Origin of the sequence: Nocardia sp. CS682, from assembly GCF_004634405.1 — a bacterium.
Taxonomy (GTDB): Bacteria; Actinomycetota; Actinomycetes; order Mycobacteriales; family Mycobacteriaceae; genus Nocardia; species Nocardia ninae.
In genome coordinates, this window is record NZ_CP029710.1 from 2786912 (window position 1) to 2813319 (window position 26408).

Annotated in this window: 26 protein-coding genes and 1 tRNA gene; 14 read left to right on the plus strand and 13 right to left on the minus strand. The window is 67.3% G+C overall.

Going from position 1 to position 26408, the window contains the following annotated elements; genetic code table 11:
• The first annotated feature begins 167 nt into the window (after positions 1-167).
• Both DMB37_RS12455 and DMB37_RS12460 read left to right on the plus strand, forming a co-directional pair.
• Entirely contained in the window at positions 168-539 is a 372-nt protein-coding gene (locus DMB37_RS12455; RefSeq protein WP_135232831.1) for a hypothetical protein, read from the plus strand.
• 3 nt (positions 540-542) lie between these two features.
• Positions 543-1775, plus strand: a complete 1233-nt coding sequence (locus tag DMB37_RS12460) for a DUF6545 domain-containing protein (RefSeq protein WP_135232832.1) — start codon at positions 543-545, stop codon at positions 1773-1775.
• A 180-nt stretch (positions 1776-1955) separates the two neighbouring features.
• Here DMB37_RS12460 and DMB37_RS12465 read toward each other — a convergent pair.
• A tRNA-Ala gene (locus tag DMB37_RS12465) sits at positions 1956-2028 on the minus strand.
• Positions 2029-2150: 122 nt separating this feature from the next.
• Here DMB37_RS12465 and DMB37_RS12470 point away from each other — a divergent pair.
• Positions 2151-3608 (plus strand): DUF222 domain-containing protein, encoded by a 1458-nt coding sequence (locus tag DMB37_RS12470; RefSeq protein WP_135232833.1) that lies wholly within the window; start codon positions 2151-2153, stop codon positions 3606-3608.
• 367 nt (positions 3609-3975) lie between these two features.
• Here DMB37_RS12470 and DMB37_RS12475 read toward each other — a convergent pair whose 3' ends face one another.
• From DMB37_RS12475 to crcB, 7 genes are all read right to left on the minus strand, one after another.
• The gene (locus tag DMB37_RS12475) at positions 3976-4779 is read right to left on the minus strand and encodes an SAM-dependent methyltransferase (protein WP_135232834.1); all 804 of its coding nucleotides are present in this window, start codon (positions 4777-4779) and stop codon (positions 3976-3978) included.
• Positions 4780-4886: 107 nt separating this feature from the next.
• Entirely contained in the window at positions 4887-5588 is a 702-nt protein-coding gene (locus DMB37_RS12480; protein WP_135232835.1) for a thioredoxin domain-containing protein, read from the minus strand.
• A gap of 238 nt (positions 5589-5826) precedes the next feature.
• Entirely contained in the window at positions 5827-7299 is a 1473-nt protein-coding gene (locus tag DMB37_RS12485; RefSeq protein WP_370465367.1) for an MFS transporter, read from the minus strand.
• A complete protein-coding gene (gene pgm / locus DMB37_RS12490) occupies positions 7292-8932 on the minus strand; it encodes a phosphoglucomutase (alpha-D-glucose-1,6-bisphosphate-dependent) (RefSeq protein ID WP_135232836.1) in 1641 nt (546 codons plus the stop codon). The genes DMB37_RS12485 and pgm overlap by 8 nt, the downstream gene beginning before the upstream one ends.
• Positions 8933-8979: 47 nt before the next feature.
• Positions 8980-9342 (minus strand): CrcB family protein, encoded by a 363-nt coding sequence (locus DMB37_RS12495; RefSeq protein ID WP_107658790.1) that lies wholly within the window; start codon positions 9340-9342, stop codon positions 8980-8982.
• Complete coding sequence (locus DMB37_RS12500; protein WP_240772370.1) at positions 9339-9683, minus strand: DUF190 domain-containing protein; 345 nt, start codon at positions 9681-9683, stop codon at positions 9339-9341. The genes DMB37_RS12495 and DMB37_RS12500 overlap by 4 nt, the downstream gene beginning before the upstream one ends.
• A complete protein-coding gene (gene crcB, locus DMB37_RS12505) occupies positions 9680-10156 on the minus strand; it encodes a fluoride efflux transporter CrcB (RefSeq protein ID WP_370465368.1) in 477 nt (158 codons plus the stop codon). Before crcB ends, DMB37_RS12500 begins: the two co-directional genes overlap by 4 nt.
• A 294-nt stretch (positions 10157-10450) precedes the next feature.
• On the opposite strand from crcB, the gene DMB37_RS12510 reads away from it, so the two are divergent.
• A complete protein-coding gene (locus DMB37_RS12510; protein WP_240772371.1) occupies positions 10451-11608 on the plus strand; it encodes a lipase family protein in 1158 nt (385 codons plus the stop codon).
• 66 nt (positions 11609-11674) lie between these two features.
• Here DMB37_RS12510 and DMB37_RS12515 read toward each other — a convergent pair whose 3' ends face one another.
• The gene (locus DMB37_RS12515; protein WP_135232839.1) at positions 11675-13174 is read right to left on the minus strand and encodes an MFS transporter; all 1500 of its coding nucleotides are present in this window, start codon (positions 13172-13174) and stop codon (positions 11675-11677) included.
• A 117-nt stretch (positions 13175-13291) separates the two neighbouring features.
• Here DMB37_RS12515 and DMB37_RS12520 point away from each other — a divergent pair, with 117 nt between their 5' ends.
• Together DMB37_RS12520 and DMB37_RS12525 are read left to right on the plus strand one after the other, a co-directional pair.
• Positions 13292-13963: a TetR/AcrR family transcriptional regulator gene (locus DMB37_RS12520; protein WP_135232840.1), complete on the plus strand. Its 672-nt coding sequence runs from the start codon at positions 13292-13294 to the stop codon at positions 13961-13963.
• 53 nt (positions 13964-14016) lie between these two features.
• Positions 14017-15315 carry a D-arabinono-1,4-lactone oxidase gene (locus DMB37_RS12525; RefSeq protein WP_135232841.1) on the plus strand — a complete coding sequence of 433 codons (1299 nt, stop codon included), beginning with the start codon at positions 14017-14019 and terminating at the stop codon, positions 15313-15315.
• A gap of 6 nt (positions 15316-15321) precedes the next feature.
• Here DMB37_RS12525 and DMB37_RS12530 read toward each other — a convergent pair whose 3' ends face one another.
• The gene (locus DMB37_RS12530; RefSeq protein WP_135232842.1) at positions 15322-16074 is read right to left on the minus strand and encodes a Sir2 family NAD-dependent protein deacetylase; all 753 of its coding nucleotides are present in this window, start codon (positions 16072-16074) and stop codon (positions 15322-15324) included.
• A gap of 123 nt (positions 16075-16197) precedes the next feature.
• Between DMB37_RS12530 and DMB37_RS12535 the strand changes: the two genes are divergently transcribed.
• The 3 genes from DMB37_RS12535 to DMB37_RS12545 all read left to right on the plus strand — a co-directional run bounded on the left by DMB37_RS12535 (position 16198) and on the right by DMB37_RS12545 (position 18509).
• Complete coding sequence (locus DMB37_RS12535) at positions 16198-17109, plus strand: oxygenase MpaB family protein (protein WP_135232843.1); 912 nt, start codon at positions 16198-16200, stop codon at positions 17107-17109.
• A gap of 530 nt (positions 17110-17639) precedes the next feature.
• A complete protein-coding gene (locus DMB37_RS12540; protein ID WP_135232844.1) occupies positions 17640-18053 on the plus strand; it encodes an arsenate reductase ArsC in 414 nt (137 codons plus the stop codon).
• Between the two features lie 54 nt (positions 18054-18107).
• Positions 18108-18509, plus strand: a complete 402-nt coding sequence (locus tag DMB37_RS12545; RefSeq protein ID WP_135232845.1) for a VOC family protein — start codon at positions 18108-18110, stop codon at positions 18507-18509.
• A 27-nt stretch (positions 18510-18536) separates the two neighbouring features.
• Here DMB37_RS12545 and DMB37_RS12550 read toward each other — a convergent pair whose 3' ends face one another.
• The gene (locus tag DMB37_RS12550) at positions 18537-19286 is read right to left on the minus strand and encodes a helix-turn-helix transcriptional regulator (RefSeq protein ID WP_135232846.1); all 750 of its coding nucleotides are present in this window, start codon (positions 19284-19286) and stop codon (positions 18537-18539) included.
• A 106-nt stretch (positions 19287-19392) separates the two neighbouring features.
• Positions 19393-19896, minus strand: a complete 504-nt coding sequence (locus DMB37_RS12555) for a hypothetical protein (RefSeq protein ID WP_135232847.1) — start codon at positions 19894-19896, stop codon at positions 19393-19395.
• Between the two features lie 228 nt (positions 19897-20124).
• Between DMB37_RS12555 and DMB37_RS12560 the strand changes: the two genes are divergently transcribed.
• The 5 genes from DMB37_RS12560 (at position 20125) to DMB37_RS12580 (ending at position 25175) form a co-directional block, all read left to right on the plus strand.
• Entirely contained in the window at positions 20125-20895 is a 771-nt protein-coding gene (locus DMB37_RS12560) for a dienelactone hydrolase family protein (RefSeq protein WP_135232848.1), read from the plus strand.
• A gap of 212 nt (positions 20896-21107) precedes the next feature.
• Positions 21108-22499 carry a bifunctional lysylphosphatidylglycerol flippase/synthetase MprF gene (locus DMB37_RS12565; RefSeq protein ID WP_135232849.1) on the plus strand — a complete coding sequence of 464 codons (1392 nt, stop codon included), beginning with the start codon at positions 21108-21110 and terminating at the stop codon, positions 22497-22499.
• 8 nt (positions 22500-22507) lie between these two features.
• A complete protein-coding gene (locus DMB37_RS12570) occupies positions 22508-23449 on the plus strand; it encodes a threonine/serine dehydratase (RefSeq protein ID WP_135232850.1) in 942 nt (313 codons plus the stop codon).
• Positions 23450-23616: 167 nt separating this feature from the next.
• A complete protein-coding gene (locus DMB37_RS12575) occupies positions 23617-24162 on the plus strand; it encodes a thioredoxin family protein (protein ID WP_135232851.1) in 546 nt (181 codons plus the stop codon).
• An 80-nt stretch (positions 24163-24242) separates the two neighbouring features.
• Entirely contained in the window at positions 24243-25175 is a 933-nt protein-coding gene (locus DMB37_RS12580) for a hypothetical protein (RefSeq protein WP_135232852.1), read from the plus strand.
• Here DMB37_RS12580 and DMB37_RS12585 read toward each other — a convergent pair.
• A complete protein-coding gene (locus DMB37_RS12585; RefSeq protein WP_135232853.1) occupies positions 25172-26353 on the minus strand; it encodes an MFS transporter in 1182 nt (393 codons plus the stop codon). The two genes, DMB37_RS12580 and DMB37_RS12585, sit on opposite strands and share 4 nt — an antisense overlap.
• Positions 26354-26408 lie beyond the last annotated feature (55 nt).

Below are 26408 nucleotides of genomic sequence, written 5' to 3' on the forward strand. Positions count from 1 at the left end.
GGGAAATCGTGATTGGACCCCGATCCGCCGCCAAGTGGAAACTCATCCGAGGTCAGATTTCTACGCGTGCCCGGCTGCATTCGATAATCTATCGTCTAGACCTGCCGGCGGACTGGACAGTCGAGGAGTTCATCGCGTCGGTCGAGCACACACGCGGGCGCCGGATCGTGCGATTGCTGCTCCCGCCGACCGCCCCGGTAGGGCTGTGCGGGCTGTGGCTGGCGTGCGTGGACTGCGACGTGATCCTGCTTCGACAGTCGTCCGATCCCGCTATAGAGCTGCACGTAGCTCTGCACGAGGTCGGTCATATGCTGCTCGGCCACGGGCAAGACACGTCGATCCCCACCGATGAATTGACGAGACTGGCCAGTGAGTTGGCGCTGGACCACGAGATCGACCCCGCCGAAGTCATCGCCGCCCGTGGACTATCCAGCTACGCCTCGAGCGAAGAGTATGAAGCGGAGCTGTTCGCGAACCTGATCGGCTCCCGGGCGCGAAGCATCGGACCACGCCGCGACCCGATGATGAGAGAGCTGTAGTGCATGTGGCCGGACGACCACCTGCCGACCTGGGCCACGTTGGCGGCGACGGTGTTCATCGTCGCCATCGCGATCCTTCGGCCCGTCCTGACACCGCGCACAACCATTTTCGGCAGCCTGATCAACACCGTGCTCGGCTTCGATGCGGCAGCAGCCATCCTGCGTGAGCCGGTCATCGCCCGCCGGATAGCCGGAGTTGTCCCCGGCGGCCTACCCACGGTTTTCGATATCTGGCACTGGCTGACCGTGACGGCCTGGGCGTGCGGACTCGGGATAGTGATGTTCCGCGAATACGGCCGGGTGCATTTCCGAATCCGGTTCAAGATCGTGATCGTGCTGTCGGTGGTTGTCGGCGTCGTATTCCTGGCGTTGAGCAGTCCGGCGCGAGCGCACGGAATGGCATCGATCGCGGATTACGGGGGTTGGCGATACGGTGCCTACATCGGGTTGTATTCGATTCTGCCGCTAGTAGTTTCTTGCTACTTGTGTGCACTGAGATATCGAGCTATAACTTGGCGAGCGACCACGCGGTGGGAATTGATCATGGTGGTCGCCACGGTGTGTTTCGGCGTCGCCAACTTTCTCCCCGTGTGCTCGATCGTTGTCTCCGCCGCGCTGGACGCGGCAGGGGTCAGCAGCGAGCTGACGCAGCGCACCTACAACCTCGTCTCCGATGGACTCGCCTCAGGCGAGCCAGGACTGTTTCTCTTCACCGCGCTGGTTGCGGTGACGGCCCGGTCCACGGCACAGGCCGTCGCGCAGCTGCTGCGACTGGATCGCGACTCGCGCACCGCGCGACGGCTGTATCCGCTCTGGCGGGATTTGACTGCCGCCGCACCCCAGGTCATATTCCGGCCGAAGTGGGCCGACGATTGGAACGCATCATCGCAGGAGCGTCTACACCGCCGACGGATCGAAATCCACGATGCGGCACAGATCGTCGCCAGATACGTGCGTCCCCTGCCTGCCGCCATCGACGACCTGATCGAGACCACCGTCGCCGAGATCGACCAAGAACACCTACGACAGGTCGCCGAGCTGGTCATTGCGGCCGACCAGCTCGCCGGAAACGGTGGCGAACCGGCATACGAACCGACCGTATGCAGGTCGGATGTGCCCGACCTACCGATACTGCTTCGCCTGTGGCAGCCCGCAATTCAGCTGCTCTCGACCGACCCCGCAAAGCGACCGGAAGCCTTGGTGAGCCGCGGTGGCAGTCATCGGCGGACTCGGTGACGTCAGCTGCAAACTCCAGACGTCCGCGGTGATAAGTACCGGCGCCGACATCACCGAGCGGCCACGGCAAGCCCCGACTCTACTGCCGCCCTCGACAAGCTCCGCTAGGGCGAGACATGGGGGATGTGGCAAATGAAACAGGTCGGGCCCGGCAATGCCGGGCCCGACCTGTATAGAAAGTGGAGCTAAGGGGACTCGAACCCCTGACCCCCACACTGCCAGTGTGGTGCGCTACCAGCTGCGCCATAGCCCCGAGTGGGTTGCCTTCAGGTTTCCCTGACTGCCTGAACGAAGTTACACCACGGGTGTGGTGGCAGCCAAATCGCGTTGAATCGGGGGTAGCGGCGGGGGGCCGACGGTCGTAGAATCGAACGCATGTTCGAAGGAAGCGGTTCCTCGGTGCTGGACTTTCAGGCCATGAGCGATGAGGGGTTGATCGAGGCCCTTCGGACGGCACATGGGGCTTCGGCGGCGGCGCAGGCGGCGGAGGTGTTCGCGGTGCGCGAGTTGTATCGGCGACATCGGGCGGTGAGTGCGGAGCCGGGGCCGGGTGGAGTGCGGGCGGGTGAGTTCGCGGCGGCGGAGGCGGCGGTGGCGCTGCAGGTCGATGAGGGGTCTGCAGCGGCGATGATCGATGTGGGTTTGGCGCTGGAGGATTGGTTGCCGCGCACGCGGGCGGAGTTCGCGGCGGGGCGGATCGACCTGGCGAAGGTGCGGGTGATCATCGACAGCACGCGTGCGGTCGCCAGGGACGTGCTCGGCGAGTTGGAGCCGCGGTTGCTGGAGACGGCGGGGCGGACCACGCCGGTGCGGCTGCGGCAGGCGGCGCGGCGGTGGGCGGCGCGGCTGGATCCCGGTGGGGCGCAACGGCGGCGGGAGCGGCGCCAGGACGATCGGGACGTGCGGATTCGGGCGTTGCAGGACAGTATGGCCGTGTTCGACGGTGTGCTGCCTGCGCCGGGCGCGCAGACGGTGGCGATGCGGCTGCGGGAGATGAGCTCGCAGGTGTGCGCGGCGGATCCGCGGACGATGCCGCAGCGGCGGGCCGATGCACTGGTGGCGTTGGCCGATGGGTCGGGGCGGTTGCGGTGCGGGTGTGGCCGCGGTGCGCGATGTCCGAAGGCGGAGGTGACTGGAGACGCACCGCGGCGGCCGTTGATTCAGATCGGGATTCCCGCGGACAGCTTGCTCGGCATGCAGGACGCACCCGCGTTTCTGGCCGGGTACGGGCCGATCGATGCCGGGTTGGCGCGGATGCTCGCGGAAAATGCTCGGTTCCAAGTGATTCCAGAGCAGCCGGATGCCGATGAACCGGTCGACAAGGAACAGGTCGCGCGGTCACGGGCGGCACGAGTGGAGCGTGCGGCACGCTTGGAACGAGAGGTGCGGGCGCTGGACGGCATGTGCCGATTCCCGGGGTGCACGATGCCGGCCGCCGAATCCGAACTGGATCAACGAGAGTCGGCCACCCGCGCCGAAGTGACGGTGCTGTGCCCGCGACACCATCGCTTGAAGACGTTGGCGGACAAGAGAAAAGTCCCGTGGGAAACCTGGCTGGCCGATCCGGATCGGTTGCAGTGGACCACGCCGACCGGCGATGTGCACACCACCTCGCGTGAAGGTGCCCGATATCTGTTCCCGCACAAAGACATCGACGCGCCCACCTGCCGGAGCGACAACCCACCGCAGACCGAGCCCGCACGCAACGCCCCGGACGATCTCGCCTACCCGTTCCGCGGCCACCCGCTGGTCCACCGTCACCTGTGCCGAATCGCGCCGGAGGACGAGATCCCCGACGACACAACAACTCCGGTGCTCAACACCGCGTACTGAACGAGACCACCGCGGGGACCACACAAGTCCCCCACAGACCAACTGAAAACTCGACGCGCAGCGGTCCCGGCCGACTGGGGAAGCAGGACCGCGCCGTCGAACGGGCCGAGTCGCCGGCAGGTGGAGTCGGCGGCTCGGCCCCACGAAACGACGCGCTGCGGTCCAGGGGGAATTCGGGCCGCGCCGTCGAACGGGCCGGGCCGTCGGGTGGTGGATGCGACGGTCCGGCCCCCTGACCAACCGAATGCTCGGCGGGCGGGGTCCGGCCGACTGGGGTAGCCGGATATCCCCGCCGAGCGGGCCGAGTCCACGACGCGATCGTCGGCTCGGCCCCCGAGCCAACCGAATGACCAGCCCTCACCCGAGCTCAGGACTTGACGGCTATCCCGCCGACGATGATCTCTTCGACGAGGGTCAGCTTGTCGCGCACGATGCTGTCCGGTCGCCAATGCGATAACGGCACCAGACCCGGCTCGACCAGTGTGCAGCCGCGGAACAAGCGGATGATCTCGTCGTAGGTCCGGAACCGTCCGGTGCCCAAGAATTCCAGGAAGGACTTCTCCAAGGCCCGCGATTCCTCGCCGGTGTGTAAGAAATGCGTGATGAACAGATGGCTGCCCACGGGCACGGCATCCAGATACGCGTCGACAACGCCTTCGGGGTCTTCGTCGTCGTGCAGGTGATGCAGCATGCCGACGAGCATGACGGCCACCGGCTGGGAAAGGTCGATCAACCGCTGGACGTCCGGATGCGCCAGCACACCCTCGGGGTCACGTAGGTCAGCGGTGATGACACTGGTCCGGCCGTTCAAGCTCATCAGCGCGCGCGCGTGCGCCAGCACAATCGGATCGTTGTCGACATAGACGACGCTGGCGTCCGGTTGCAGTTCCTGCGCGACCTGATGGGTATTTTCCATCGTGGGTAGCCCGGCCCCGAGGTCCATATACTGCGTCAAGCCGGCAGTACCGGCCAGGTAGCGCACCCCGCGTTTGAGGACCGCACGATTCAGTTTGGCCAGCTCGTAGACGTCCGGCATGGCCTCGCGCAGATGATCGAGCACCCGTTCATCGGAGGGGTAGTAGTCCTTGCCACCGAGCATCGCATCGTAGACGCGGGAGATGCTCGGCTTGGTCACGTCGAACTCGACATGTGCCGACTCGGAATTCTTCATCGCTCATCCCTAACGCGCGATACTCGGACACCTGACCGCCACCGAAAAGCCTAGCGACGTAGTTGGATAGCGGGTGGCGCTATTGCCCGATCTGTACCAAGTCGACATCACCGGGTGAGCGCGTCCACCCAGTCCTCGTTGCTGATATCGATTTTGGACTTTCCGTCGAAGACGGACGGGGTACCCGCGGACTTGCCGAGCGCCGCTTCGAGAGCGGTCATCGCGGCTGTCGCGTCGGTCCGCGCCGCTTCGACCCTGGCGCCGGTTGAGATGCACTGCAACACCGATTCCGCAGCGCCCGCGACCCGGGCGATCGCGGCGAGTTCGGCATTGTCGAGATCGGCGCCGCCCTCGCTCGGCCGTTTGGTGGTGAACAGCTCGGTGTGGAATTTCGAGTAGACCGGACCCGAGCCCCCTTCTGCGACACATTGATTGGCGGCGACCGCGCGCGTCGAGTAATCCTTGCTCCGCGAACGGTTGTCGAGGAAATTCACCAGCCGGTAGCGCACGGCCAGCTTGCCCTCATCGATGCGCTGCGCGATCTCCTGGCCGGCGATGCGCTCCAGGTTGCCGCAGGCGGGGCAGATCGGGTCCTCGTAGAAGTCGACCGTCTTCGGGGCGTTGGGCTTGCCGAGCAGGATCGAACCGTCCGGCTCCAGCAGCACGCGCACACCGGGATCGTGCGCGGACCCGTACCCGTCATTGCGCACGCTCGGCTCGTCGTGCCCCCAGCCGATCACCGCGATCACGATCACCGCGATCAACGCGAGGGCAACGGCGCCCAGCGCGTAGGTGGTCTTGCTGGACATGGGCCGAGGAGTGTAGTTCGAACGCGATTCGCTCACCCCACCACTCTGCCGCAACCCGGCCACACTCCCACCGCCAACCCCCACCCGGTGCGGCGCGCCACACACCTGGTCGCGGACTCGCACAGCAGCCACGGTCGACCCGCGCCCGACCCGAAGCGACGGCCGCAGTCGGCACGAGCAGTAGGGCCCGATGTCCACGACAGCCGGTTCGGCATTCTGCGGCGCACGCCCCCGTCAATTACCGCGCGATCGAATCACGCGAAGTCGGTTCCGTATCCACATCAGCCGGTCCAGAACCTTGCCCGGATTCACCTTCGGCAACAACAGGTTCGACCGGCACCGGACTGTCGGCCACCGGCGCACCCGCCGCATCGTTCACCGCATGCTCGACCTGAGCATCGCGAGCCATCAACTGATGATCGGCCCCGTCCGGTCCGCAGAGATGCTCGCATTCGGCACCCGCCTCGTCCGCACGCTTGCCCGCAGGCTCCGCGCGCTTACGCAACGGCTCGGGCACCACCGCCCACCCGAGGGCCGCCACCGCAAGCAGCGCGCCGGTGACCGCGAGGGCGAGGCCATAAGAAGCCTGCTGCGCCAGCGCGCCCACCGCGACCGGACCGAGCACGGTACCCAGATCCGCCGCCATCTGGAACCCGGCGAGCACCGGCCCACCACGAGCGTTCGGACCGATGATGTCGGCGACCGCAGCCTGCTGAGTCGGCGTGAACATACCGGCCCCGAGACCGGCCACGAACGACGTGATGAGCAACCACGGCAACGTGTCGGAGATGCCGAGACCGGCCGTGCCGAGCGCACACACCAGTGACCCGACGATCAAAAACGGTTTGCGCCCCCACCGATCCGAGTAGCGGCCCGCCAGGAAAAGCACCGCGACGTTACCCGCCGCGAACACGGTCAACGCCACCCCGGCCATCCCCGGCGTCTGATGCAGCACCTCGACCACGAGCAACGGCACCAATGCCATCCGCACACCGAACACCGCGGCCCCGTTGGCGAAGTTGGACCACAGCACCGCCCGATACTCCGGCCGCGCCCACGCCTCCCCGAACGACATCATCCGCACGCCGCCAACGGGTTCCGGCGCGGCCAGCTGCGAATTCCGCAGCGCCAGATAGACAGCGACGGTCACCGCGAGCAAGGCGACCGCATAAATCACGAACGGCATGCGCAACCCGAGTCCGGACAGTGCCCCGCCGACCAGCGGCCCACTGACCGACCCGATCAGAAAGCTGGTCGACCACAACCCGGACACCCGTCCGCGCGCGGCGGGCGGCGACATCCGGATCACCAGCGCCAGTGACGACACCGTGAACATGGTCGACCCGATCCCGCCGAGCGACCGCAGAACCATCAGCTGCCAGTAACTTTGGGCCAACGCGCTGGCGCCTGTCGACACCGCGACGATCAGCAGCCCACCCAGATAGACCGAGCGCTCCCCCAGCTTCTGCACCAACCGGCCACTCACCGGCGCGAACAGCAACCGCATCAATGCGAACGCACTCACGATCGCCGAGGCCGCCGCGACGCCCACCCCGAAGCTGCGCGCGAATTGTGGTAGCACCGGCGCGACCAGGCCGAACCCGATGGCGATGACGAACGCGCCGCCGACCAGCACCCAGATCTCGATAGGCAGTGGCTCCGCCCGGCCGTTGGACCGTGCCTTGCCGACTGCCGACGATCTACTACTCACCGGATAGCGCCTGTCCCACCACTTCCTCCGCGGCCGCCTGCACCTGCGCGAGGTGCTCGGGACCGTGGAACGATTCCGCGTAGATCTTGTATTTGTCCTCGGTGCCGGACGGGCGGGCGGCGAACCACGCGTTCTCGGTGGTCACCTTGAGCCCGCCCAGCGGCGCGCCGTTGCCCTTCGCCCTGGTGAGCACGGACGTGATGGGCTCACCGGCGATCTCCTTGGTGGTGATCATGTCCGGAGTCAACTTCCCGAGCAACGCTTTCTGTTCCGTCGTGGCGGCCGCGTCGATCCGCGCGTAGGCGGGACTGCCGTAGCGGCGTTCGAGTTCGACGTAGCGGGCCGACGGGCTCTGGCCGGTGACCGCGGCGATCTCGGCGGCCAGCAGCGCGAGCAGGATGCCGTCCTTGTCGGTGGTCCACACGGTGCCGTCCATCCGCAGGAACGACGCGCCCGCGCTCTCCTCGCCGCCGAAAGCGAGGCTGCCGCTGAACAATCCGGGCACGAAGAACTTGAAGCCGACCGGCACCTCGTGCACGTCGCGGCCGAGCACGCTGACCACCCGATCGATCATCGACGAGGTGACCGCGGTCTTGCCGATCTTGGTGAGCGCGTCCCAGCCCATCCGGTTCGCGACGAGATATTCGATGGCGACCGCGAGGAAGTGGTTCGGGTTCATCAGCCCGCCGTCGGGGGTGACGATGCCGTGCCGGTCCGCGTCGGCGTCGTTGCCGGTGGACAGGTCGTAGTCGTCCTTGATCGCGATCAGCGAGGCCATCGCGTAGCGCGAGGAGGGATCCATCCGGATCTTGCCGTCGCTGTCCAGCGTCATGAAACGCCAGGTCGGGTCGACGAACGGGTTGACGACCTCGAGCTCGAGATCGTAGCGCTGCCCGATCTCCTCCCAGTAGTCGACGCTCGCGCCGCCCATCGGGTCGGCGCCGAGCCGGATGCCCGCGCCGCGAATCGCGTCCAGGTTCAACACATTCGGCAGGTCGGCGATGTAGTGGTCGAGGTAGTCGTAGCGCTGCACGTTGGTCTCCAGCGCGTGTTGCAGCGTGGTGCGCTTGATCCCGCTGAGCCCGCTGCGCAGCAGTTCGTTGGCGCGCGCGGCGATGGCGTCGGTCGCGGTGTTGTCGGCCGGACCGCCGTGCGGCGGGTTGTATTTGAAGCCGCCGTCGCGGGGTGGATTGTGCGACGGGGTGATCACGATGCCGTCGGCCTGGTTCTTGGTGCCGCCCCGATTGTGGCGCAGCACAGCATGACTCAGCGCGGGCGTCGGGGTGTACCGGTCGCGGGCGTCGATCATCGCGGTCACGTCGTTGGCCGCGAGCACCTCCAGCGCGGTGACCAGCGCGGGTTCGGACAACGCGTGCGTGTCCCTGGCCAGATACACCGGCCCGGTAATCCCGCGGGTCGCACGGTATTCCACGATCGACTGGGTGATCGCGAGGATGTGCGCCTCGTTGAACGCGGTGTCCAGGCTGGAGCCGCGATGTCCCGACGTTCCGAAAACCACCTGCTGTGCCGGATCCGACGGATCCGGAATCCGGCTGTAGTACGCCGTGACCAGATGTGCGATGTCTTCCAGGTCGGTGGGACGCGCGACACGCCCGGCTCGATCATGGGCCATGCTCGGGTCTCCCTTCCGTATCGGCTGTGCCCTGCTCGTCATCAGGATCATGTCCACAACCACTGCGTCGTCGACGCGGCGGCGAAGACCGCGGTCAGGCTGGCCACGACACTGATCACGACGTTGCCAACGGCGTAGGCGTAAGCGCCGTCCGTCACCAGCCGGATCGTCTCGTAACCGAACGTGCTGAACGTGGTCAGCGCGCCGCAGAAACCCGTACCGGCGGCGGCCAGCAGCCAGTTGCCCGCACCCGCGCCGATCAATCCACCGAGCAGCGCCGAACCGACAATGTTAACGGTCAGCGTGCCCAGCGGCAGCAGAGAATCGAAACGTGCTGATACGACACGGTCTACGAGGTACCGAACGGGCGCGCCGAGCATCCCGCCGAGCACGACGAGCAGGACTGTCATCGGGCGGCTCCCTGCCACAGCTCCAGTGGCGAGAGCGCGACGTTGATGGTGGTGAACAGTTCGGCGTTCTGCTCGACGAACGAACGCAACCGGTCGGCTTCGTCGACGAGCATCAGTATCAGCGGCAGATGGTCGGCCATGTCCAGGATGCGGGTGGTGTGGATGCGCGAGGACGCGCCGTAGCCTTCGATGCCGCGCCACACGCTCGCGCCGGCCAGTCCGGTGTCGCGGGCGCGCCGGACGATCTCGTGGTACAGCGGCGTGTGCCGCCATTTGTCGTCCTCGTCGAGCAGCACCGTCAGCCGCGCCGCAGGCTGCCACTGTCCCGCTGCACCGATCACCGCCTGGCCCCCTTCCGTCCTGCCGTTGCCGTTGACTGCCGAGCCATGCCAGTTGTCCACCGTGCCAGGCCGATGCCGAGCACGACAGCCCCCAGCGCCGCCACCACCGTTCCCCCGAGATAGCCGAACGCCGGTACCGCGGCGCCCGATTCGAGCAGTCTACGAATCTCGAGACCGTAGGTGGAAAACGTGGTGAAGCCGCCGAGCACTCCGATACCGAGAAAGGGACGCAGCAGTCTGTGGGCTACCCACACCTCGGTGCTCAGAACCATCAGAATCCCGATAGCAAAGCATCCCACGACATTTACGGTGAGCGTGGACCAGGGGACGTGCCCGTCGTGCACGGGCCACCACACGCCGAGGCCGTAGCGGGCCACCGCGCCGAGGCCACCGCCGACCGAGATCACCGCGAGCAGCATCGGTTCGACGAGCGGGGTGCGCCGCACCCACTGATCTCCCGCGCCGAACGCCACCTGCGCAATGTTATCGGTTGAACCGCGCGGTACGGTCCGCCGGACCCCGCATGTCGAGACCCTACGAACAGCGTTGTTCATTGACATCCGCGCGAGTTCCGCGTACGAATGGCCTGAAGGTTTGGCCGAAGTCGTCTCCATTCACCCCTTACTCAGGTCGGAGCAACGATGGCGGCACAGCGGGCACAACCGAATGCGCACCCGGAGACGGCGGCAGCTCGCCGACCGGGGCATCAGCAAACCCACGGCAGACGGCGGCTAGCCGTCGGCCGGACTCTGCGTCGATTCTCGATCGTGGCACTCGCGACGGCCGCGGCCGGGCTCGGTCACCTGGCCCCCGCAGGGGCCGCACCCCTCTATCCGGCCGCCGACGGCGACGGCTTCTACAACGCGCCGCCGGACGTCGCCAACTTCCAGCCGGGCGACGTGATGCGCAGCAGGGCGGTGCCCGCGGCCGGTTTTCCGGGCGCCACGGCATGGCAGTTGCTGTACCGGTCGACCAACTCGGCCGACGAACCGATCGGCGCGGTGACCACGCTGCTGCTGCCGCCGGGTGGCGGCATGAGCAGGCCGATCGTGTCGTACCAGCCGTTCGTCAATTCACTCGGCATGCAGTGCGCGCCCTCACACAGCATCTTCAACGGCACCATGCAGGAGGCGCCCGCGCTGAACCTGCTGCTGGCCAGGGGCTGGGCGGTCGCGGTGCCCGATCATCTCGGCCCGACCAGCGCCTACGGTGCCGCGCGCCTCGGCGGCAGGCTGACTCTCGACGGCATCCGTGCCGTAAAGCGCTTCGGCCCAGCCGATCTCGCGGGTAGTCCGGTCGGCATGGCGGGTTACTCCGGTGGCGGCATGGCGACCGGATTCGCCGCGGCCCTCGCCCCCGAGTACGCGCCGGAGCTGCCGATCGTCGGCGCGGCCCAGGGCGGCGTCCCGATGAACATCGGCAAGCTGGCCCAAGACGTCGGCATGCAGCGGAGCCCGCTGTTCGGACTCGGCTTCGCGGCCGCCATCGGCCTGGAGCGCGAATACCCCGGCGAGTTGCAGATGGACCGGATCCTGAACCCGGCCGGCTTCGCCCTGCGCGACCAGATCGCCAACGCCTGCACCAACGAAATCATCAATGCTGGTGCGAACAAGAGCTTCAGCGATGTCTTCAACGGCCCGATGGACGCCGACCCCACCGTCGTCCGCATCCTGCACGAGAACAGCATCGAGATCTACCCCGGCGTCCCCCGCACCCCGATCTACGAATGGCACGGCGGCTCCGATCAGGTCTCCCCGCAGCTGGTGCGCGACGTCGCAGGCCGGTACTGCGCTGAGGGCGTGCGCGTCCAGCTCGACATAATCCCCGGGGCCGACCACGGCACCGCGATCGCCCCGGGCTCGGTGAACGCCTTCAACTACCTCGGCGACCGCTTCGCCGGCCTCCCGGCCCCGAGCAACTGCTGACCGCACACACAGCACAACGCCCCCGTTCACCGTTGAACGGGGGCGTTGTGTCGTTCGAGCGGAACGTCAGTGCGCGAGCACCGGCTCGCCTTCCGACGGCTCCGGCACCGTGTTCGGCATCAGCGCCGCCATGATCACCGCGCCGACCACGAAGATCGCGGTCGCCCACCAGAAGCTTGTGGTGTAGCTCTCCACTGCGGATTGCGCCACGGTCAACGGGTCCGGCGTGCGGGTGGACAGGTAGTTCGTGGCTGCCGAGGCGGCAATGGTGCTGAGCAGCGCCGTGCCGATCGAGCCGCCGACCTGCTGGCTGGTGTTGATCATGGCCGAGGCCACGCCCGCGTCCTCGTGGTGCACCCCGGAGGTCGCACCCTGGAACGCGGTCGACATCGCGCCACCGAGGCCGAGGCCGAGCAGGATCAGCGCGGGCAGGATGTGCGAGGTGTAGCCGGTGTCCAGGCCGATCTGGGTCAGCCAGGCCATACCGCCCGCGGCGATCAGGAAGCCGCCTGCCATCACGACCTTCGGGCCGACCTTGGGCAGCACCAGCGAGGGCACCGTGGTGGAGGAGACGATCATCGCCGCGACCATCGGCAAGAACGCCAGGCCGGTCTTGATCGGCGAGTAGCCCATGCTCAGCTGCATGTAGTAGGTGAGGAACAGGAAGATCGCGAACATCCCGATGCCCATGATGAACACGGTCAGGAACGATCCACCGCGGGTGCGGTCCAGCACGATGCGCAGCGGCAGCAGCGGGTGTGCGACCCGCGTCTCCAACCAGGCGAACACCGCGAGCAGCACCGCGCCACCGATGAGGAAGCTCAGCGTCACCGGGTTGGTCCAACTGGTCGATTCCGCGTGCGAGAAGCCGTACACGATGCCGAACAGCGCAGCGGTCACCACGACGGTGCCGGGGATGTCGAGCTTGGGTCGATCAGTGGTGACATGCTTGGCCAGCAGCAGCACCGCGCCGATCAGCGCGACGGCGGCGAAGGCCAGGTTGACGAACATCACCCAGCGCCAGTTCGCCCATTCGGTGAGCATGCCGCCGAGCAGCAGGCCGATCGCGCCGCCCGCACCGGCGACCGCACCGAAGATGCCGAAGGCCTTGGCCCGTTCACCCGGTTCGGTGAAGGTCACGGTGAGCAGCGACAGGGCGGCCGGAGCCAGCAGCGCGCCGAACACGCCCTGCCCGACCCGAGCCGCGACCAGCATTTCGAAGCTGGTTGCCGCGCCGCCGACGGCGGAGGCCCCCGCGAAGCCGATCAGGCCGATGATGAAAGTATTGCGGCGACCGAAGAGGTCACTGAGTCGTCCGCCGAGCAGCAGCAGGCTGCCGAACGCGAGTGCGTAACCGGTGACCACCCACTGGCGGTCGCCGTCGTTGAAGCCGAGGTCGCGCTGCGCGGCAGGCAGTGCGATATTGACGACGGTGGCGTCCAACACCACCATGAGCTGCGCCACGCCGAGGACGGCGAGCACCCACCAACGCAGGGCGTGCGAGCCGCGACGGCCCTGATCCGTTTTTTCGGGGGCGGGTGCCCCACGGTCGAACGTGGTAGTCATTTGTCCCCTTTGTCTCAAGGTTTGATGCGGAGTTGACGCCTCCGGTTACCGTTAGAAGCTACCACCATAACGGAGAGAACGCCTCCGCTTAATCCCGATACTTGATAGGATGTGGGTGTGAATCACGCCACGGCCGTCTCTCCTCCCCGCCGCCTGCGTGCCGACGCCGCGCGAAATCAGCAGCGGATCATCGCCGCCGCGCGCGAGCTCTTCGCCGATCACGGACTCGAGATCACCCTCGATGACGTCGCCGAACGGGCGGGCGTGGGCGTCGGCACCGTCTATCGCCGCTTCGCCAACAAGAAAGAACTGATCACCGAGGTCTTCGAGCAGAGCATCGGCGAGTTCGCCGAGGCGGCCGACACCGCCTACCGGCATCCCGATCCCTGGTTCGGACTCGTCGAGTTCTTCGAATATGCCTGCAGACACATGGCGAAGAACCGGGGCTTCAGCGAGGTGATGCTCGAACTGGAGGACGACATCGACCGGTTCGTCGTCGTCCGCGACCGGATCAAGCCGACCGTCACGGCGATTGTGGACCGGGCCCGCGAGGCGGGCGTGCTCGCCCCCGGCATCGAGCCGTCGGACTTCTTCGCGCTGATCCACATGGTCGACGGCATCGCCGAGTTCGCCAGGCCGGTGAACCCGGACGTCTGGCAGCGCTACATGGCGATCGTCCTCAACGGCGTGCGCGCCGAGGGCACCCCACCCCAGCAGCTGTTGGTGCCGCCACTGAACGACTCCGAGGTAGAGCAGGCCAAGGGCGCGTGCGGAGGCCGCCGAAGGTAACAACTGCGTTATAGGTAGCGCAGATCACACACAGATCCCCTACAGTTGGACACATGACCAACTCGTGGGTGAACTGGGCTGGGGATCAACAGTGCGCGCCGGCGACCATCGCCACCCCGCGCACCGCCGACGAGGTCGCCGAGCTGCTTGGCCGGGCCGGTGACGCCGGTCAGACCGTGCGCGTCGCGGGCGCGGGACATTCGTTCACCGACGCCGTGCTGACCGATGGAGTGCTGCTCGACCTGCGCAACCTCAACCGGGTTCTCGACGTGGACGCCGCCACCGGTCGCGTCCGGGTCGAAGCGGGCATCACCCTCAACGCCGCGAGCAACGCCCTGCACGAGCACGGCCTCGCCTTCCCCAACCTGGGCGATATCGACGTGCAGACCGTGGCAGGGGCCACCGCCACCGCCACCCACGGCACCGGTGGCGCCCTACAGAATCTCTCGGCCGCACTGCATTCCATCGAACTGATGCTCGCCGACGGCAGCCGGGTCGAGTTGAACGCCGAGACCGATCCGGAGGGCTGGCGCGCGGCCAGGGTCAGCGTCGGCGCACTGGGCGTGGTCACCGCCGCGACGCTGCAACTGGTGCCGTCGTTCGTGCTCGAAGGGATCGAGCGGCCGGTCCCCGTCGAGGACGTCCTGGCCGATCTGGACTCCCATATCGACACCAATGACCACTTCGAGTTCTACATGTTCGCGCACAGCCCGGTGGCGATGACCAAGCGCAACAACGCCGTCGAACTGGCGGAGCAGCCGCGCGGCAAAGCGGTCGACTGGTTCGCCGACATGCTGATGTCGAACTACACCTTCGACGCGCTGTGCAAGCTGGGCCGCTGGCAGCCGCGGCTAGTGCCGTTGATCCACCGGGGCGCGGCGTACGCGGGCAGCTACCGCCGCCAGGTCGACCGCTCCTACCGAGTCTTCGCGTCCCCGCGCCTGATTCGCTTCACCGAGATGGAGTACGCGATCCCGCGGGAACACTCCGCGGCGGCGATCCGTGAGATCAAAGAACTATCCACGAGATTCGATACGCCGATGCCGATCGAGGTCCGCTGGGTCGCGCCCGACGACGCGTTCCTATCCCCCGCCACCGGGCGCGACACCTGCTATATCGCCGTGCACCAGTACCGGGGCATGGCCTACGAACCGTACTTCCGGGCCTGCGAGGCCGTGTTCGACAAGTACAACGGGCGGCCGCACTGGGGCAAACGGCACTTCCAGACCGCGGACACACTGCGCGGGCGCTACCCCGATTGGGACCGCTTCGCCGAGGTGCGCCGCCGCTTCGACCCGAAGGGCCGGTTCAGCAACGGCTATCTGGACCGCGTCCTCGGCCCGGTCGACTGACCCGAGTTACGCGCGGCCGTCGAGGATCTCGGCGACCAGCCGCGGCACGGCGGTGCCGATGGGTTCGCGGACGAGCTCGGTGGCCATCGAGTCGTACGGCGTGGGTTCGGCGTTGACGATGATCAGATCGGCCCCGTTCTCCACCGCGATCGCGCACATCGAGGCCGCGGGCTCGACCTGGAGCGAACTGCCGATCGCCAGGAAGATATCGCTGGTCTGCGCGGTGAGCATGGCCTTCATCATGGTGCGGCGGTCCATCTGCTGGCCGAACATGATGGTCGCCGACTTCAGCACGCCGCCGCAGTCCGGGCACGGCGGATCCGCCTCGCCCGCCGCGACCCGATCGAGCGTCGCCGCCATCGTCGTCTGGTAGACGCATTCGACGCAGACCACCTCGAACATGTTGCCGTGGATCTCGATCACCCGGTCGTCCGGGAAACCGGCGCGCTGGTGCAGCCGGTCGATGTTCTGGGTGATGATGGTGACCGCGCGACCGGCCTGCGCCAATTCGGCCAGCGCGGCGTGCGCGGCGTTGGGGCGCGCCTGCCAGGCCGGATTGTCGCGGCGGGCCAGCCACGCGCGTTGCCGCAGGTCCGGATCGGCCAGGTAATTGTCGTAGGTCGAGAGCAGTTCGGCGATCGGGTCTTTCGTCCACACCCCACGCGGGCCGCGGAAGTCGGGAATGCCGGAGTCGGTGGAGATGCCCGCCCCGGTGAGCACTCCGATGCGGCCGTCGCGGCGGCGCCACTCGCTCGTCATAGCACCGAGCCTAGGGCGCATGGCAGCACTGAACCACTGCGTCGTTCACCCTACGCAAGACGATGAGAGAATGTTACAGTTATCATCTCATCGCTTTAGAGGTGCTGATCAAAGGAGATCACGATGACCGCGTCCGCCGCCCTCGAATCCACCAGCGCCCGAACGCTTCCACCACGACGTCCGTTCGCGCCGGGCACCCGCCTGTGGGACGAGACCGGACTGATCACCTTCTCGCTGACCGCCGGTTCAGCCTTCCTCCTGCAAACCATGGAGCCGAGCATCTCCGCCGTGGTCGACGAGCACTCCACCTTCCGCACCGACCCGATGGGCCGCGCACTGCGCAGCATCGCCTCGGTGATGATGTGGATCTACGGCGGCGAGGAGGCCATCGCCGAGGCCGACCGGCTGCGCACCATGCACGCCTCGCTCAACACCACCGACGCGCACGGTGTCCGGCACACGGCACTGTCCTCGGGGCCGTGGGCCTGGGTGCTGCACACCGGGACGTTCGCCTTCGCCGAGAACGCGAAGTACTTCGCCCGCAACCCGCTCTCCCCGGCGGAGAAAGAGGCGGTCTACCAGGAGATGGTGCAGCTGATGCGCAACTTCTCGGTGGCGCCCAAGGAGATTCCGGCGAGCTACGCCGAATTCGAGACGTTCTTCGCCGACATGGTGGCCAACCACCTGGAGGCCACCGGCACCGCCCACGACTATCTGCGGGTGATCCGGTCCGTCGCGCCACCGAAGCAGTTGCCGCGCGTTCTCGCGCCGCTCTGGCGCCGCGCCATCGCACCGGTCGGGCGAATGCAGTACTTCGTGACCGTGGGCACGACGCCCGAGGTCGCCCGGCGCAAGCTCGGGCTGACCTGGAGCGAGTCCGATGAGCGCAAGCTGCGGGCGCTCGGTTGGGTGCTCGCCCGGGCGGTGCCGCTGCTGCCGGAACGCGTGCGGTACTTCCCGATCGCCTATGAGGCGCGGCGGCTCGAGCGGGATCGGGCGCGGCTGCGCAAGATGATCGATTTCCGTCCGATCTGAGCGTTCGGCGTCGACGGCGCTGCGGCCACCCCGGCCGTAGCGCCTTTTGTTGTGCAGCAGCGGCTTTCAGGAGCTCGCGAAACTCTGCGCTTCGACTGCTCGCACACTCGGGCCCAGCTCCGGATACCGACCAGTATGAATGCCTGACCTGCGGCGCCGACATAAGCCGTTGTGCGCCAACATCTCTCAGCAGCCCTCGATCACCCCATCCGAGCGGGGCCTCGCAGCTATGACAAACCGTCCAGTCCGAAAGTGGTCTTCGCTCGAGCCCCACGCCCGATACGCCGCGCAGATCGCTGACGCTTCCCATATGCACTGCGCAACAACACTTTTCAAGATCAAGCACCTGTAACGCGCCCGACCCAGAACAGGTGTCAATGCGGACGAGCACCTGTCCGCAGTAACGATCTTCGCCGCGCTGGTATACGTATCCCGTACGCTTCGACAGCGTTTCGGCCCCAACACGCCGGATAACCCTTATCTGGCAGCACAGACACCCTGCTCGGCTCCGCTCATCGAAAGGCGCTTCTATGCCCCACAAGCCCAGCGTGCTGTTCCTCTGCGTGCACAACGCGGGCAGATCGCAGATGGCCGCCGGGTTTCTCAGCGCGCTCGCCGGCGACCGGATCGAGGTCCGCACCGCGGGCAGCGCGCCTGCCGCCACGCTCAACCCGACGGCGGTCGCTGCGATGGCGGAGGTCGGCATCGATATCTCGGGCCGCACCCCGAAGCCGCTGACGATGGACGCGGTGGGCATCTCCGATGTGGTGGTCACCATGGGCTGCGGTGACGCCTGCCCGTTCTTCCCCGGCATCAGCTACCGCGACTGGGTGCTCCCCGACCCGTCCGGCCAGACCATCGACGTGGTCCGCACGATCCGCGACCGCATCCGGATCCTCGTGGAAAACCTGATCGCCGAACTGGTCCCCGCGCTGGCCCGCTGAACGCTGTCCGATTCGTTCAAGACTGCGCCGGGCGCGGCTGACTACCGTGCGGGTATGACTCCACAACTCGACGTCATCGGCATCGTTGTCACCGATATGAGCGCCTCGGTCGCCTTCTACCGCCGCCTCGGTCTCGACTTCCCCGCGGGTTCCGAAGAGGCGCCGCACGCCGAAGCGGCCCTGCCCAACGGTTTCCGGCTGGCCCTCGACACCGAGGCCACCATCAAGTCGTTCCATGCCGACTGGGAACCCCCGAGCAGCGCGGGTCGCATCGGACTCGCCTTCCGCTGCGCCGACCCGGACGAGGTCGACTCCGTCTACGCCGCCCTCGTGGAGGCCGGCTACCACGGTGAGATGAAGCCGTGGGATACGTTCTGGGGGCAGCGCTATGCCGTGGTCCTGGACCCGGACGGAAACGGCATCGACCTCTACGCCGCGCTTCCGGCCACCGACTGAGCAGCCCACGGGCCAGGGACCCGGCGGTCAGCCGACCAGCGACAGCCCTTCTCGCGCCTCGGCAGACCGACTCAGCACCTGCCCCAACGGCATTCCCGTGAGATCACGCATCTCGCGCGCCAGATGAGCTTGGTCCGCGAACCCGGTCGACACCGCGATATCGGCGAACGACCTGCCCCGACGCGCCTGCGCCAGCGCCCGTTGCATCCGCAGCACCCGAGCCAGGGTCTTGGGTCCGTACCCGAACGCGGCCAGCGAACGCCGGTGCAGCAGCCGGGCATTCAACCCTGCTGCCTCGGCGGTCGCCGCCACCGACCAGCCCGCATCCAACGCCGCGACCACCTTCGGCAGTACCGGATCGGGGGGCGCCACCTCGGCTGCCCGCCGCAGCGCGATCTGTTCCAGCGCGGCGACCGGATCGTCGGCGGTGCCGAGTTGCTCGGTCAGCCGCCGCACCGTCCCCGATGCCCAGACATCGGCGAGTTCGATCCGCTGGTCCCGCAGTTCGTGTGCAGGCACTCCGAGCAACGCGGGCGCTGTCCCCGGCGCGAACCGAAGCCCGACATACCGTGTCCCGATCGCCGCGACCGGCCGGAAAGCTCGCGTGTCCGGTCCGGCGACCCTCAGCGCCCCATCCACCCACAGCAGGTCGATGCAGCCGTCCGGCAACACCGGCAGCGCGGTGTCCGCGCCGGTCACCGTGCGCGTCCACACCACCGCCCGCTCGAACCGCGACGGCCGCTCCCGATACCCCCGCCCATCCCAGGACTCGTCCACTCCTCGACGCTACCTCCGCCCGCTGACACGCTTTGCCGCCGGCGACGTAATCCCGTGCCCGGAATCGCCCGTAGGCACGGTCCCACCGCTGGCGCCGGAAAACGGGTCAGCGCTGGGCGGGAACCGGCATTACTCCGCGCGGGACGACGCGAACGAACGCATCGGGGTGCGCGGCAGCGATTTTCGATTCCGGGTCTTTGCAGCCGACCGTGACATCACCGATCGGCGCCGCGGAAAACGTCCACACCGTCATCCAGTCCTTGCCATTCACCGATTCGGTCTTTTTCACGTCCGAGGACCGCAGGTCTTCGTTCCGGCCGGAACTGTCGACCACGGTGCAGCGCAACTCATTTGCGGCCTGACCCCAGTCGGCGGGCACCCGAATATCCATCACGGCGTCGGCGGGTACGGCGACCTTTTTGGTCTCGCCGAGCGCGATCCGCACGCCACCGCCGGTTTCGCTGTCGTCGCCGGAAGCCGGTGTGGTCTCGGGCGAACTGGATGTCGCCGCGTTACTCGACGAGGTCGATTCCTGGCTCGCCGACTTGTCATCGGAGCACCCCGCTACGAGTGCGACCAGCGCCGGAACCAACACCCAGATCAGTTTCACAGGTCAAACCCTCTCGTCGCGCCCACTCTCCAGGCGATTGGTACGGATCAGCGATCGAACACCGCGGTGTGCGCATCCTGACCACGTGCACGCCGCCAATAGACAGAGCATGACAACTTCGGAGTCGAATGGAGACTACACGCGCCCGAAAACCGCCAATTTATTCGGTAATTTGCCGGAGTAATGTTGGCTCGTTCGTTGTCCGCATTACCCACGGAGACTCGCCTGATGACTTCACCTGTCATGTTCCACGCGGTCGAAATTTCCCTGCCCGACGGCACCGCCGAGGCCTACTTCGCCCATCCCGACGACGGCGCAAGGCATCCGGGTCTGCTGTTCTACCCCGATGCGTTCGGCCTGCGGCCATGGTTGCGCGAGATGGTGGAAACCATTGCGGCGCACGGATTCGCCGTGCTCGCGCCGAACATCTTCTACCGGTCCGGTCGCGCACCGGTCCTGCCCATGCCCGACTTCAGCGAGTCGGATGCCCAGGCGAAGTTCTTCACCGCGCTGGCGCCGATACGCGAGGCCCTCACGCCCGACAAGGCCATGCAGGACGCGCACGGCTACCTCGCCTGGCTGTCCGGCAACGAGCTGGTGACGCCGGGCGCGCTCGCGACGACGGGCTACTGCATGGGCGGCAGGCTCGCGCTGCGCACCGCGGCGACGTTCGGCGCGCAGGTGGCCGCGGCGGCCAGCTTCCACGGTGGTTTCCTCGCCGCCGACGACCGGCCGGACAGCCCGCACCACAACGCGGCCGACATCACCGCCGAACTGTTCATCGCGCACGCCGACCACGACTCGTCCATGCCGCCGGAGCAGATCACCCACCTCGAACAGGCCCTCGACAAGGCCGGCGTGCGCTACACGTCGGTCACCTATCCGGACGCCGCACACGGTTTCACCATGCGGGATACGCCTACCTATCAAGAGGACGCATACCAGCGTCACCTGCACGATCTCCTGGCGTTGCTCGGTCGCGCCTTCGACACGGAATAAAGGCCCTATCATCCGATGTTTCGGCTGGAGGCGGTATCGACTCCAGCCACGGGGCCGGCTGTGCCGTCACACGACCGACCGGCCGGTTTACGGGGGGCGTTATCCCCGGAACCGCTGGTTCCGCATAGTGTTGTCGGCAGGCGATCATCGGGAGGACCACATGGCCGAGCTGGTGTGGATGGAGGAACGCGACGGCGGGGCGGAGTATCCGCGTGGGTAACGACCAGGGCGCGGCCGCCGCGACGCAGCGCTACTCGGCTTTTACCGGGTACCGCCAAGCAGCCCTGACGACCACCACCACGACCCGGCCAGTCTTCATCGGCGTCGCGCTGATCGTCAGCGTGCTGCTGGTGTACGCGGCGCACCCGGCGGCGCAGGAGGGGCCGGATCACGCGTGGTTCCTCGGTATCGCGGTGGCCGGCGTCTTCGTGGCCCGCGGCCTGCATCTGCGGCGCCCGATCACCCTGCCGCACTTCACGGTCGCCATCCTGGTGCTGGCGATCGCCCATCTCGCCTACCGCGCGGAACATCCGGGCTACGGCTTCGTGCTGCTCGCCGCCAGCGGTTTCATCCTGGTGCTGCCGCAGTCGAGCAAGCCACAGCCAGACCAGCTCTATCGCGTCGCCGAACTGGTCGGCCGCACCGAACGCGACCCGCTGGCCCCGTTCGCGCTGCATTCCTCGAAAACCTATTTCTTCAACTCGAATTCGACTGCGGCGATCGGCTACCGGACCCGCTTCGGCATCGCCGTGGTGGCGGGCGACCCGATCGGTGACCGCGCGGCGTTCCCCGAACTGCTCACGGAGTTCTCCGATTTCGCGGTCAACCAGGGCTGGCGCGTCGCGGTGCTCGGCGCCAGCCCGGCGCTGGCCGAGCTGTGGCGGCGCCGCGCGCTGGAACACCGTGGGCTGCATGCCGTCCCGATCGGTCGCGACGTGGTCATCGAGGTGGACGACTTCGCCATGGTCGGCAGGCACTACCGCAATCTGCGCCAAGCCGTCAGCCGCACCCGCAATTTCGGTGTCACCACCAAGATCGTGGACGAGTCCGCGCTCACCGATCAGCAACGCGACGGCCTGCTCGCCATCGTCGACGAATGGGGCAGGGGCAGGCAGACGCGCGGCTTCTCGATGATCCTCGATCACCTGCTGGACGGGCGGAACCCGAACATGCTGGTGGTGATGGCCAAGGACGCGGACGGAACGCTGTCCGGCTTCCAGCGTTACGGCATGTCCAACCGGGGCCGCGAACTGAGCCTCGATGTGCCGTGGCGGCGCAAGGACGCGCCGAACGGCCTGGACGAGCGGATGATCATCGACCTGGTCGACTACGCCCGCGAGCACGACATCCACCGGATCTCGTTGGCATTCGCGCCCTTTCCTGAGCTCTTCGCCGACAAGCACAAGTCGCGCACCGCGAAGCTCATCTATGTGCTTGTGCACCTCGGTGATCCGCTGATCCGACTGGAGTCGCTGTATCGATTCCTGCGCAAGTTCCACGCGCTGTCGGACCAGCGGTATGTGCTGATCCGCTGGCGCGAGGTCGTCATCGCCGCCGCCGCGCTGCTTACCCTGGAGTTCGCACCGCACCGCCGCGAACACTGAGGAAGCCGATGGAACTGACCCACACCGATATCAAAGCCGCCGTCGCGCGGGTGGCAGGCCGAGTTCGGCCGGTCGCCGTCGCCTCCGCCGACGACGGCGCGGGACAGTTGTGGTTGGCCCTGGAGTCGATGCAGCACACCGGCAGCTTCAAGGCGCGCGGCGCGCTGAATTTCCTACTGACACACCAGGAGAACGGCACGCTGCCGGGTGCGGGCGTGACGATCGCCTCCGGCGGCAACGCCGGGCTGGCGTGCGCGTGGGCCGCCCGCGAACAGGGTGTCCGCGCCACCGTGTTCCTGCCGACCACCGCGCCGAAGGTGAAGGTGGACCGCCTGCGCTCCTACAGCGCCGAGGTCACGCTGATCGGCACGCAGTACGCCGACGCGCTCGCGGCCAGTCGCGAATTCGCCGCCACGACAGGCGCTTTGCTGTCCCATGCCTACGACAATCCGCTCATCGCCGCGGGTGCGGGCACGCTGATGGCCGAGATCCATCAACAGCTGCCCGACCTGGACACCGTGGTGGTCGCCGTCGGTGGCGGCGGTCTGTTCGCTGGAGTAGCCACCGCCGCAGCCCATTACGGTGTGCGGACGGTCGCGGTGGAACCGAGGTACTGCCGTGCGCTCAATGCGTCGATCGAGGCGGGTCAGCTTGTCGATGTCGACGTCGACTCGATCGCCGCCGACTCCCTCGGTGCGCGCCGGGCCACCGAGTTGGCGCTGTATGCCGCGCAGAACTACGACGTCGTCTCACTGCTCGTCGACGACGCGGACATCGTCGCAGCCCGCCGCGCCAGTTGGGAAGACCGCCGCCTCGCCGTCGAATACGGTGCCGGGACAGCACTTGCCGCCGTGTTCGGCGACCAGCCCGCTTACCGGCCCGAGCCCGGCGAGCAGGTGTGCGTCGTGGTGTGTGGTGCGAATACCGACCCGTCCGATCTGGCGACCTAGGCACTTCCGCGCCACTCAGTCCGCGGCCGTCGGTCGCGCGACCGACGAGCCGGCGGTCATGCGCCCGATGAGTCCGCTGCGGATGCCGTTGCTCCCACGGATTTCCGGCGAACGCCAGCGCGCGGCGCTACGCTCGTACCGTCTTCGATCCCGACGGAAGCACTTCCATGGCGCTCGCATCCCGCATGGTTCCCCTCGGTACCCCGGCACCGGATTTCTCCCTGCCCGACCTCGATCAGCAGACGCACTCGCGCGCGGACTTCGAAAACGGGTCAGGTCTGCTGGTCGTTTTCGCGTCCAACCACTGCCCCTACGTCCAGCATCTCGAGGCGGCGCTCGGCGCGCTCGTCGACTCGCTGCCCATGCCGACCGTGGCGATCTGCACCAACGACGCCGCGGCCTATCCCGACGACGCGCCGGTCCACCTGCGTGACCAGGCTATTCGCGCAGGCTGGACGTTCCCCTATCTGATCGACGAGTCGCAGCAGGTGGGCCGCGCCTTCCAGGCCGCCTGCACGCCCGACTTCTTCCTTTACGACGCGTCCCTCGCGCTCGCCTATCGCGGCGCCTTCGACGAGTCCACGCCCGGCAACGGAAAACCATTGACCGGAAACGATTTACGGACCGCGATCGAAACCGTCCTCGGCGGGAAACCCGTACCGGAACCACACCAGCCCAGCATGGGCTGCTCGATCAAGTGGCGGGCCGACTGAAACACCCGCGACAAGCGGCGCCGAGTAGGCGAAAATATCGCAAGACAACGTCACAGGGCCTGACAAGTCCGACGAAAGGGGTGGGGACGTTGGCAACTATCGTCCTTGTACACGGCATAGCGCAGGAGCAGGCCGCGGCGGACACACTGGAAGCGCAATGGCTGCCCGGGCTGGCGGGCGGGGTGCGCAACCACGGCGACAACGAGCTCGCCGATCGACTCTGGCGCAACGGCCTACCCGGCGATATCTCGACGCGAATGGCGTACTACGGCAATCAGTTCCTGGCCAAGGGCGCCCAGGGCACCGCGGTGGGCGACCTCGACGACGAGCAGCTCGAGCTCATGGAGCAGCTCGCCGAGGTGTGGTTGGCCAACGCCGCCGAGCACGCGGGCGACCAGCGGGACCGGGCGACCGCCCAGCGGCTGACCGCCGTACCCCCGCCGGACGCTCGGCCGCAGGGCGTCAAAGCCGCACTGCGACCGGCACTCAACGCGCTGGTCCGGCTGCGCTGGTTCGCGCCGTTCGGTGTCGGGCTCGCCGAGAAGTTCGTGGTGCGCGCGCTTTCCCAGGTCAGCCGCTACTTCACCGACGAAAAGGTGCGCGAGTACGCCCAGCAACAGGTGCTCACCCATGTCGGCCCCGATACCAAACTCGTCATCGCACATTCCCTCGGCTCGGTCGTCGCCTACGAGGCGCTGCACCGGGTCGACCAGGAGGTGACCCTGCTGACCATGGGTTCGCCGCTCGGCCTGCGCACCGTCATCTACGACCGGCTCCGCCCCCAGCCGTGCACCGTCCCCAAATCCGTCGGCAACTGGTACAACCTGGTCGACCGCGACGACCTGGTCGCCGCCCACCTCGACCTGGCCCCGTACTTCCCGCCGTTCCCCGGCTCCGACGTCACCCCGATCACCGAGGAGCCGCTGGACAACGGTGCGAGCCCACACGACTCCACGCACTACCTGACAAAAGCGATCACCGGCGGCATCGTCTCCAAAGCACTGGCAGGCTAACGCTGTTCGACGATCTCCGCCAACGGCTCGGGGGACCTGCGGCGGTCGCGCCACCACATCACCGACGCGACGGCCAGGCCCACTGTCGTGAGCGCCGCGCCGACCAGCGGCAGCGACCGCAGGCCGGTCCCTTCGTCGATCACCCAGCCGCCCAGGCGTCCCGCGCCCGCGGCGGCGAGCTGAAAGCCGGACGCATTGACCGCGACAGCCAGCGTCGGTGCGACGGTCGCCGCGGCGACAACCCGCGTCTGCATTCCGGGGATGATCGCGAACGCGAGCGCACCGATGACGAAAACCAAAGTTGTCGAGCCGATCCGATTCCCACCGACCAACCAGAACAGCGCCAGCGCGCCGATCAACGCCGCGAGCAGACCGGCCACCGACCCCAGCAGTGACCGGTCGGCAAGCCAACCACCGAGCTGGTTACCGACGACCGCACCGACTCCGTACACCAGCAACAACACCGGCACCGCACGCGCCGAGAAGCCGGCGATATCGGTCAACAGCGGCGTGATGAACGTGAAAACAGTGACCACACCAATATTTCCGAGCGCGGTGAGCCCGATCGCCCACCACACCTCGCGGTCGCCGAACACGCGCAGCTCGCCGAGGATCGATCCGGCCGCCGTGCCCGGCCGATCCGGCATGAACCGCAGTACCAAGGGCAGCGCGGCGGCCACGCACAGTGCCACGGCCACGAAAGTCGCCCGCCAGCCCAGACTTTGGCCGATGATGGCGCCGATCGGCGTCCCGAGCACGATCCCCAGATTCATCCCCAGCGCCACCCGCGCCACCGCCGCTGCTTCCTTGCCGGGCGGCGCGGTCGACACGGCGGTAGCGATCGCCACGGCAAAGAACGTGGCGACCACGAGCCCCGCGACTGCCCGCGTCGCCAACAGGGCCGGGTAGTTCGGCGCGATCGCGGACCCCAGATTGGCGAACACCGCGACCAGCATCAGCCCGACGATGAGCCGTTTGCGCGGCACCCGCGCCGTCAGCACGGTGACCACCGGACCACCGACGATCATGCCGATCGCGTACGCGGTGACCAGCATGCCCGCCGCCGATACCGAAACGGACACTCCCCCAGCAACTTCCGGCAGAATCCCGGCGATCACGAACTCGCCGGTGGTGAGACCGAAAACCACCAACATCAACGAAAAGACGGCAGGCCGCATCACAGCATCCCTCATATAGTTCTAACTCAAATGATCCGAACTAGAACTATCACAG

What these genes read in the sequence shown, in the direction of transcription:
- DMB37_RS12460 (WP_135232832.1), top strand. Translation starts at nt 543, where the DNA reads ATGTGGCCGGACGACCACCTGCCGACCTGGGCCACGTTGGCGGCGACG.
- pgm (WP_135232836.1), bottom strand. Translation starts at nt 8,932, where the DNA reads ATGGCCCATGATCGAGCCGGGCGTGTCGCGCGTCCCACCGACCTGGAA.
- DMB37_RS12480 (WP_135232835.1), bottom strand. Translation starts at nt 5,588, where the DNA reads ATGTCCAGCAAGACCACCTACGCGCTGGGCGCCGTTGCCCTCGCGTTG.
- DMB37_RS12470 (WP_135232833.1), top strand. Translation starts at nt 2,151, where the DNA reads ATGTTCGAAGGAAGCGGTTCCTCGGTGCTGGACTTTCAGGCCATGAGC.
- DMB37_RS12570 (WP_135232850.1), top strand. Translation starts at nt 22,508, where the DNA reads ATGGAACTGACCCACACCGATATCAAAGCCGCCGTCGCGCGGGTGGCA.
- DMB37_RS12475 (WP_135232834.1), bottom strand. Translation starts at nt 4,779, where the DNA reads ATGAAGAATTCCGAGTCGGCACATGTCGAGTTCGACGTGACCAAGCCG.
- DMB37_RS12535 (WP_135232843.1), top strand. Translation starts at nt 16,198, where the DNA reads ATGACCGCGTCCGCCGCCCTCGAATCCACCAGCGCCCGAACGCTTCCA.
- DMB37_RS12495 (WP_107658790.1), bottom strand. Translation starts at nt 9,342, where the DNA reads ATGACAGTCCTGCTCGTCGTGCTCGGCGGGATGCTCGGCGCGCCCGTT.
- DMB37_RS12585 (WP_135232853.1), bottom strand. Translation starts at nt 26,353, where the DNA reads ATGCGGCCTGCCGTCTTTTCGTTGATGTTGGTGGTTTTCGGTCTCACC.
- DMB37_RS12540 (WP_135232844.1), top strand. Translation starts at nt 17,640, where the DNA reads ATGCCCCACAAGCCCAGCGTGCTGTTCCTCTGCGTGCACAACGCGGGC.
- DMB37_RS12525 (WP_135232841.1), top strand. Translation starts at nt 14,017, where the DNA reads ATGACCAACTCGTGGGTGAACTGGGCTGGGGATCAACAGTGCGCGCCG.
- DMB37_RS12545 (WP_135232845.1), top strand. Translation starts at nt 18,108, where the DNA reads ATGACTCCACAACTCGACGTCATCGGCATCGTTGTCACCGATATGAGC.
- DMB37_RS12530 (WP_135232842.1), bottom strand. Translation starts at nt 16,074, where the DNA reads ATGACGAGCGAGTGGCGCCGCCGCGACGGCCGCATCGGAGTGCTCACC.
- DMB37_RS12575 (WP_135232851.1), top strand. Translation starts at nt 23,617, where the DNA reads ATGGCGCTCGCATCCCGCATGGTTCCCCTCGGTACCCCGGCACCGGAT.
- DMB37_RS12560 (WP_135232848.1), top strand. Translation starts at nt 20,125, where the DNA reads ATGACTTCACCTGTCATGTTCCACGCGGTCGAAATTTCCCTGCCCGAC.
- DMB37_RS12515 (WP_135232839.1), bottom strand. Translation starts at nt 13,174, where the DNA reads ATGACTACCACGTTCGACCGTGGGGCACCCGCCCCCGAAAAAACGGAT.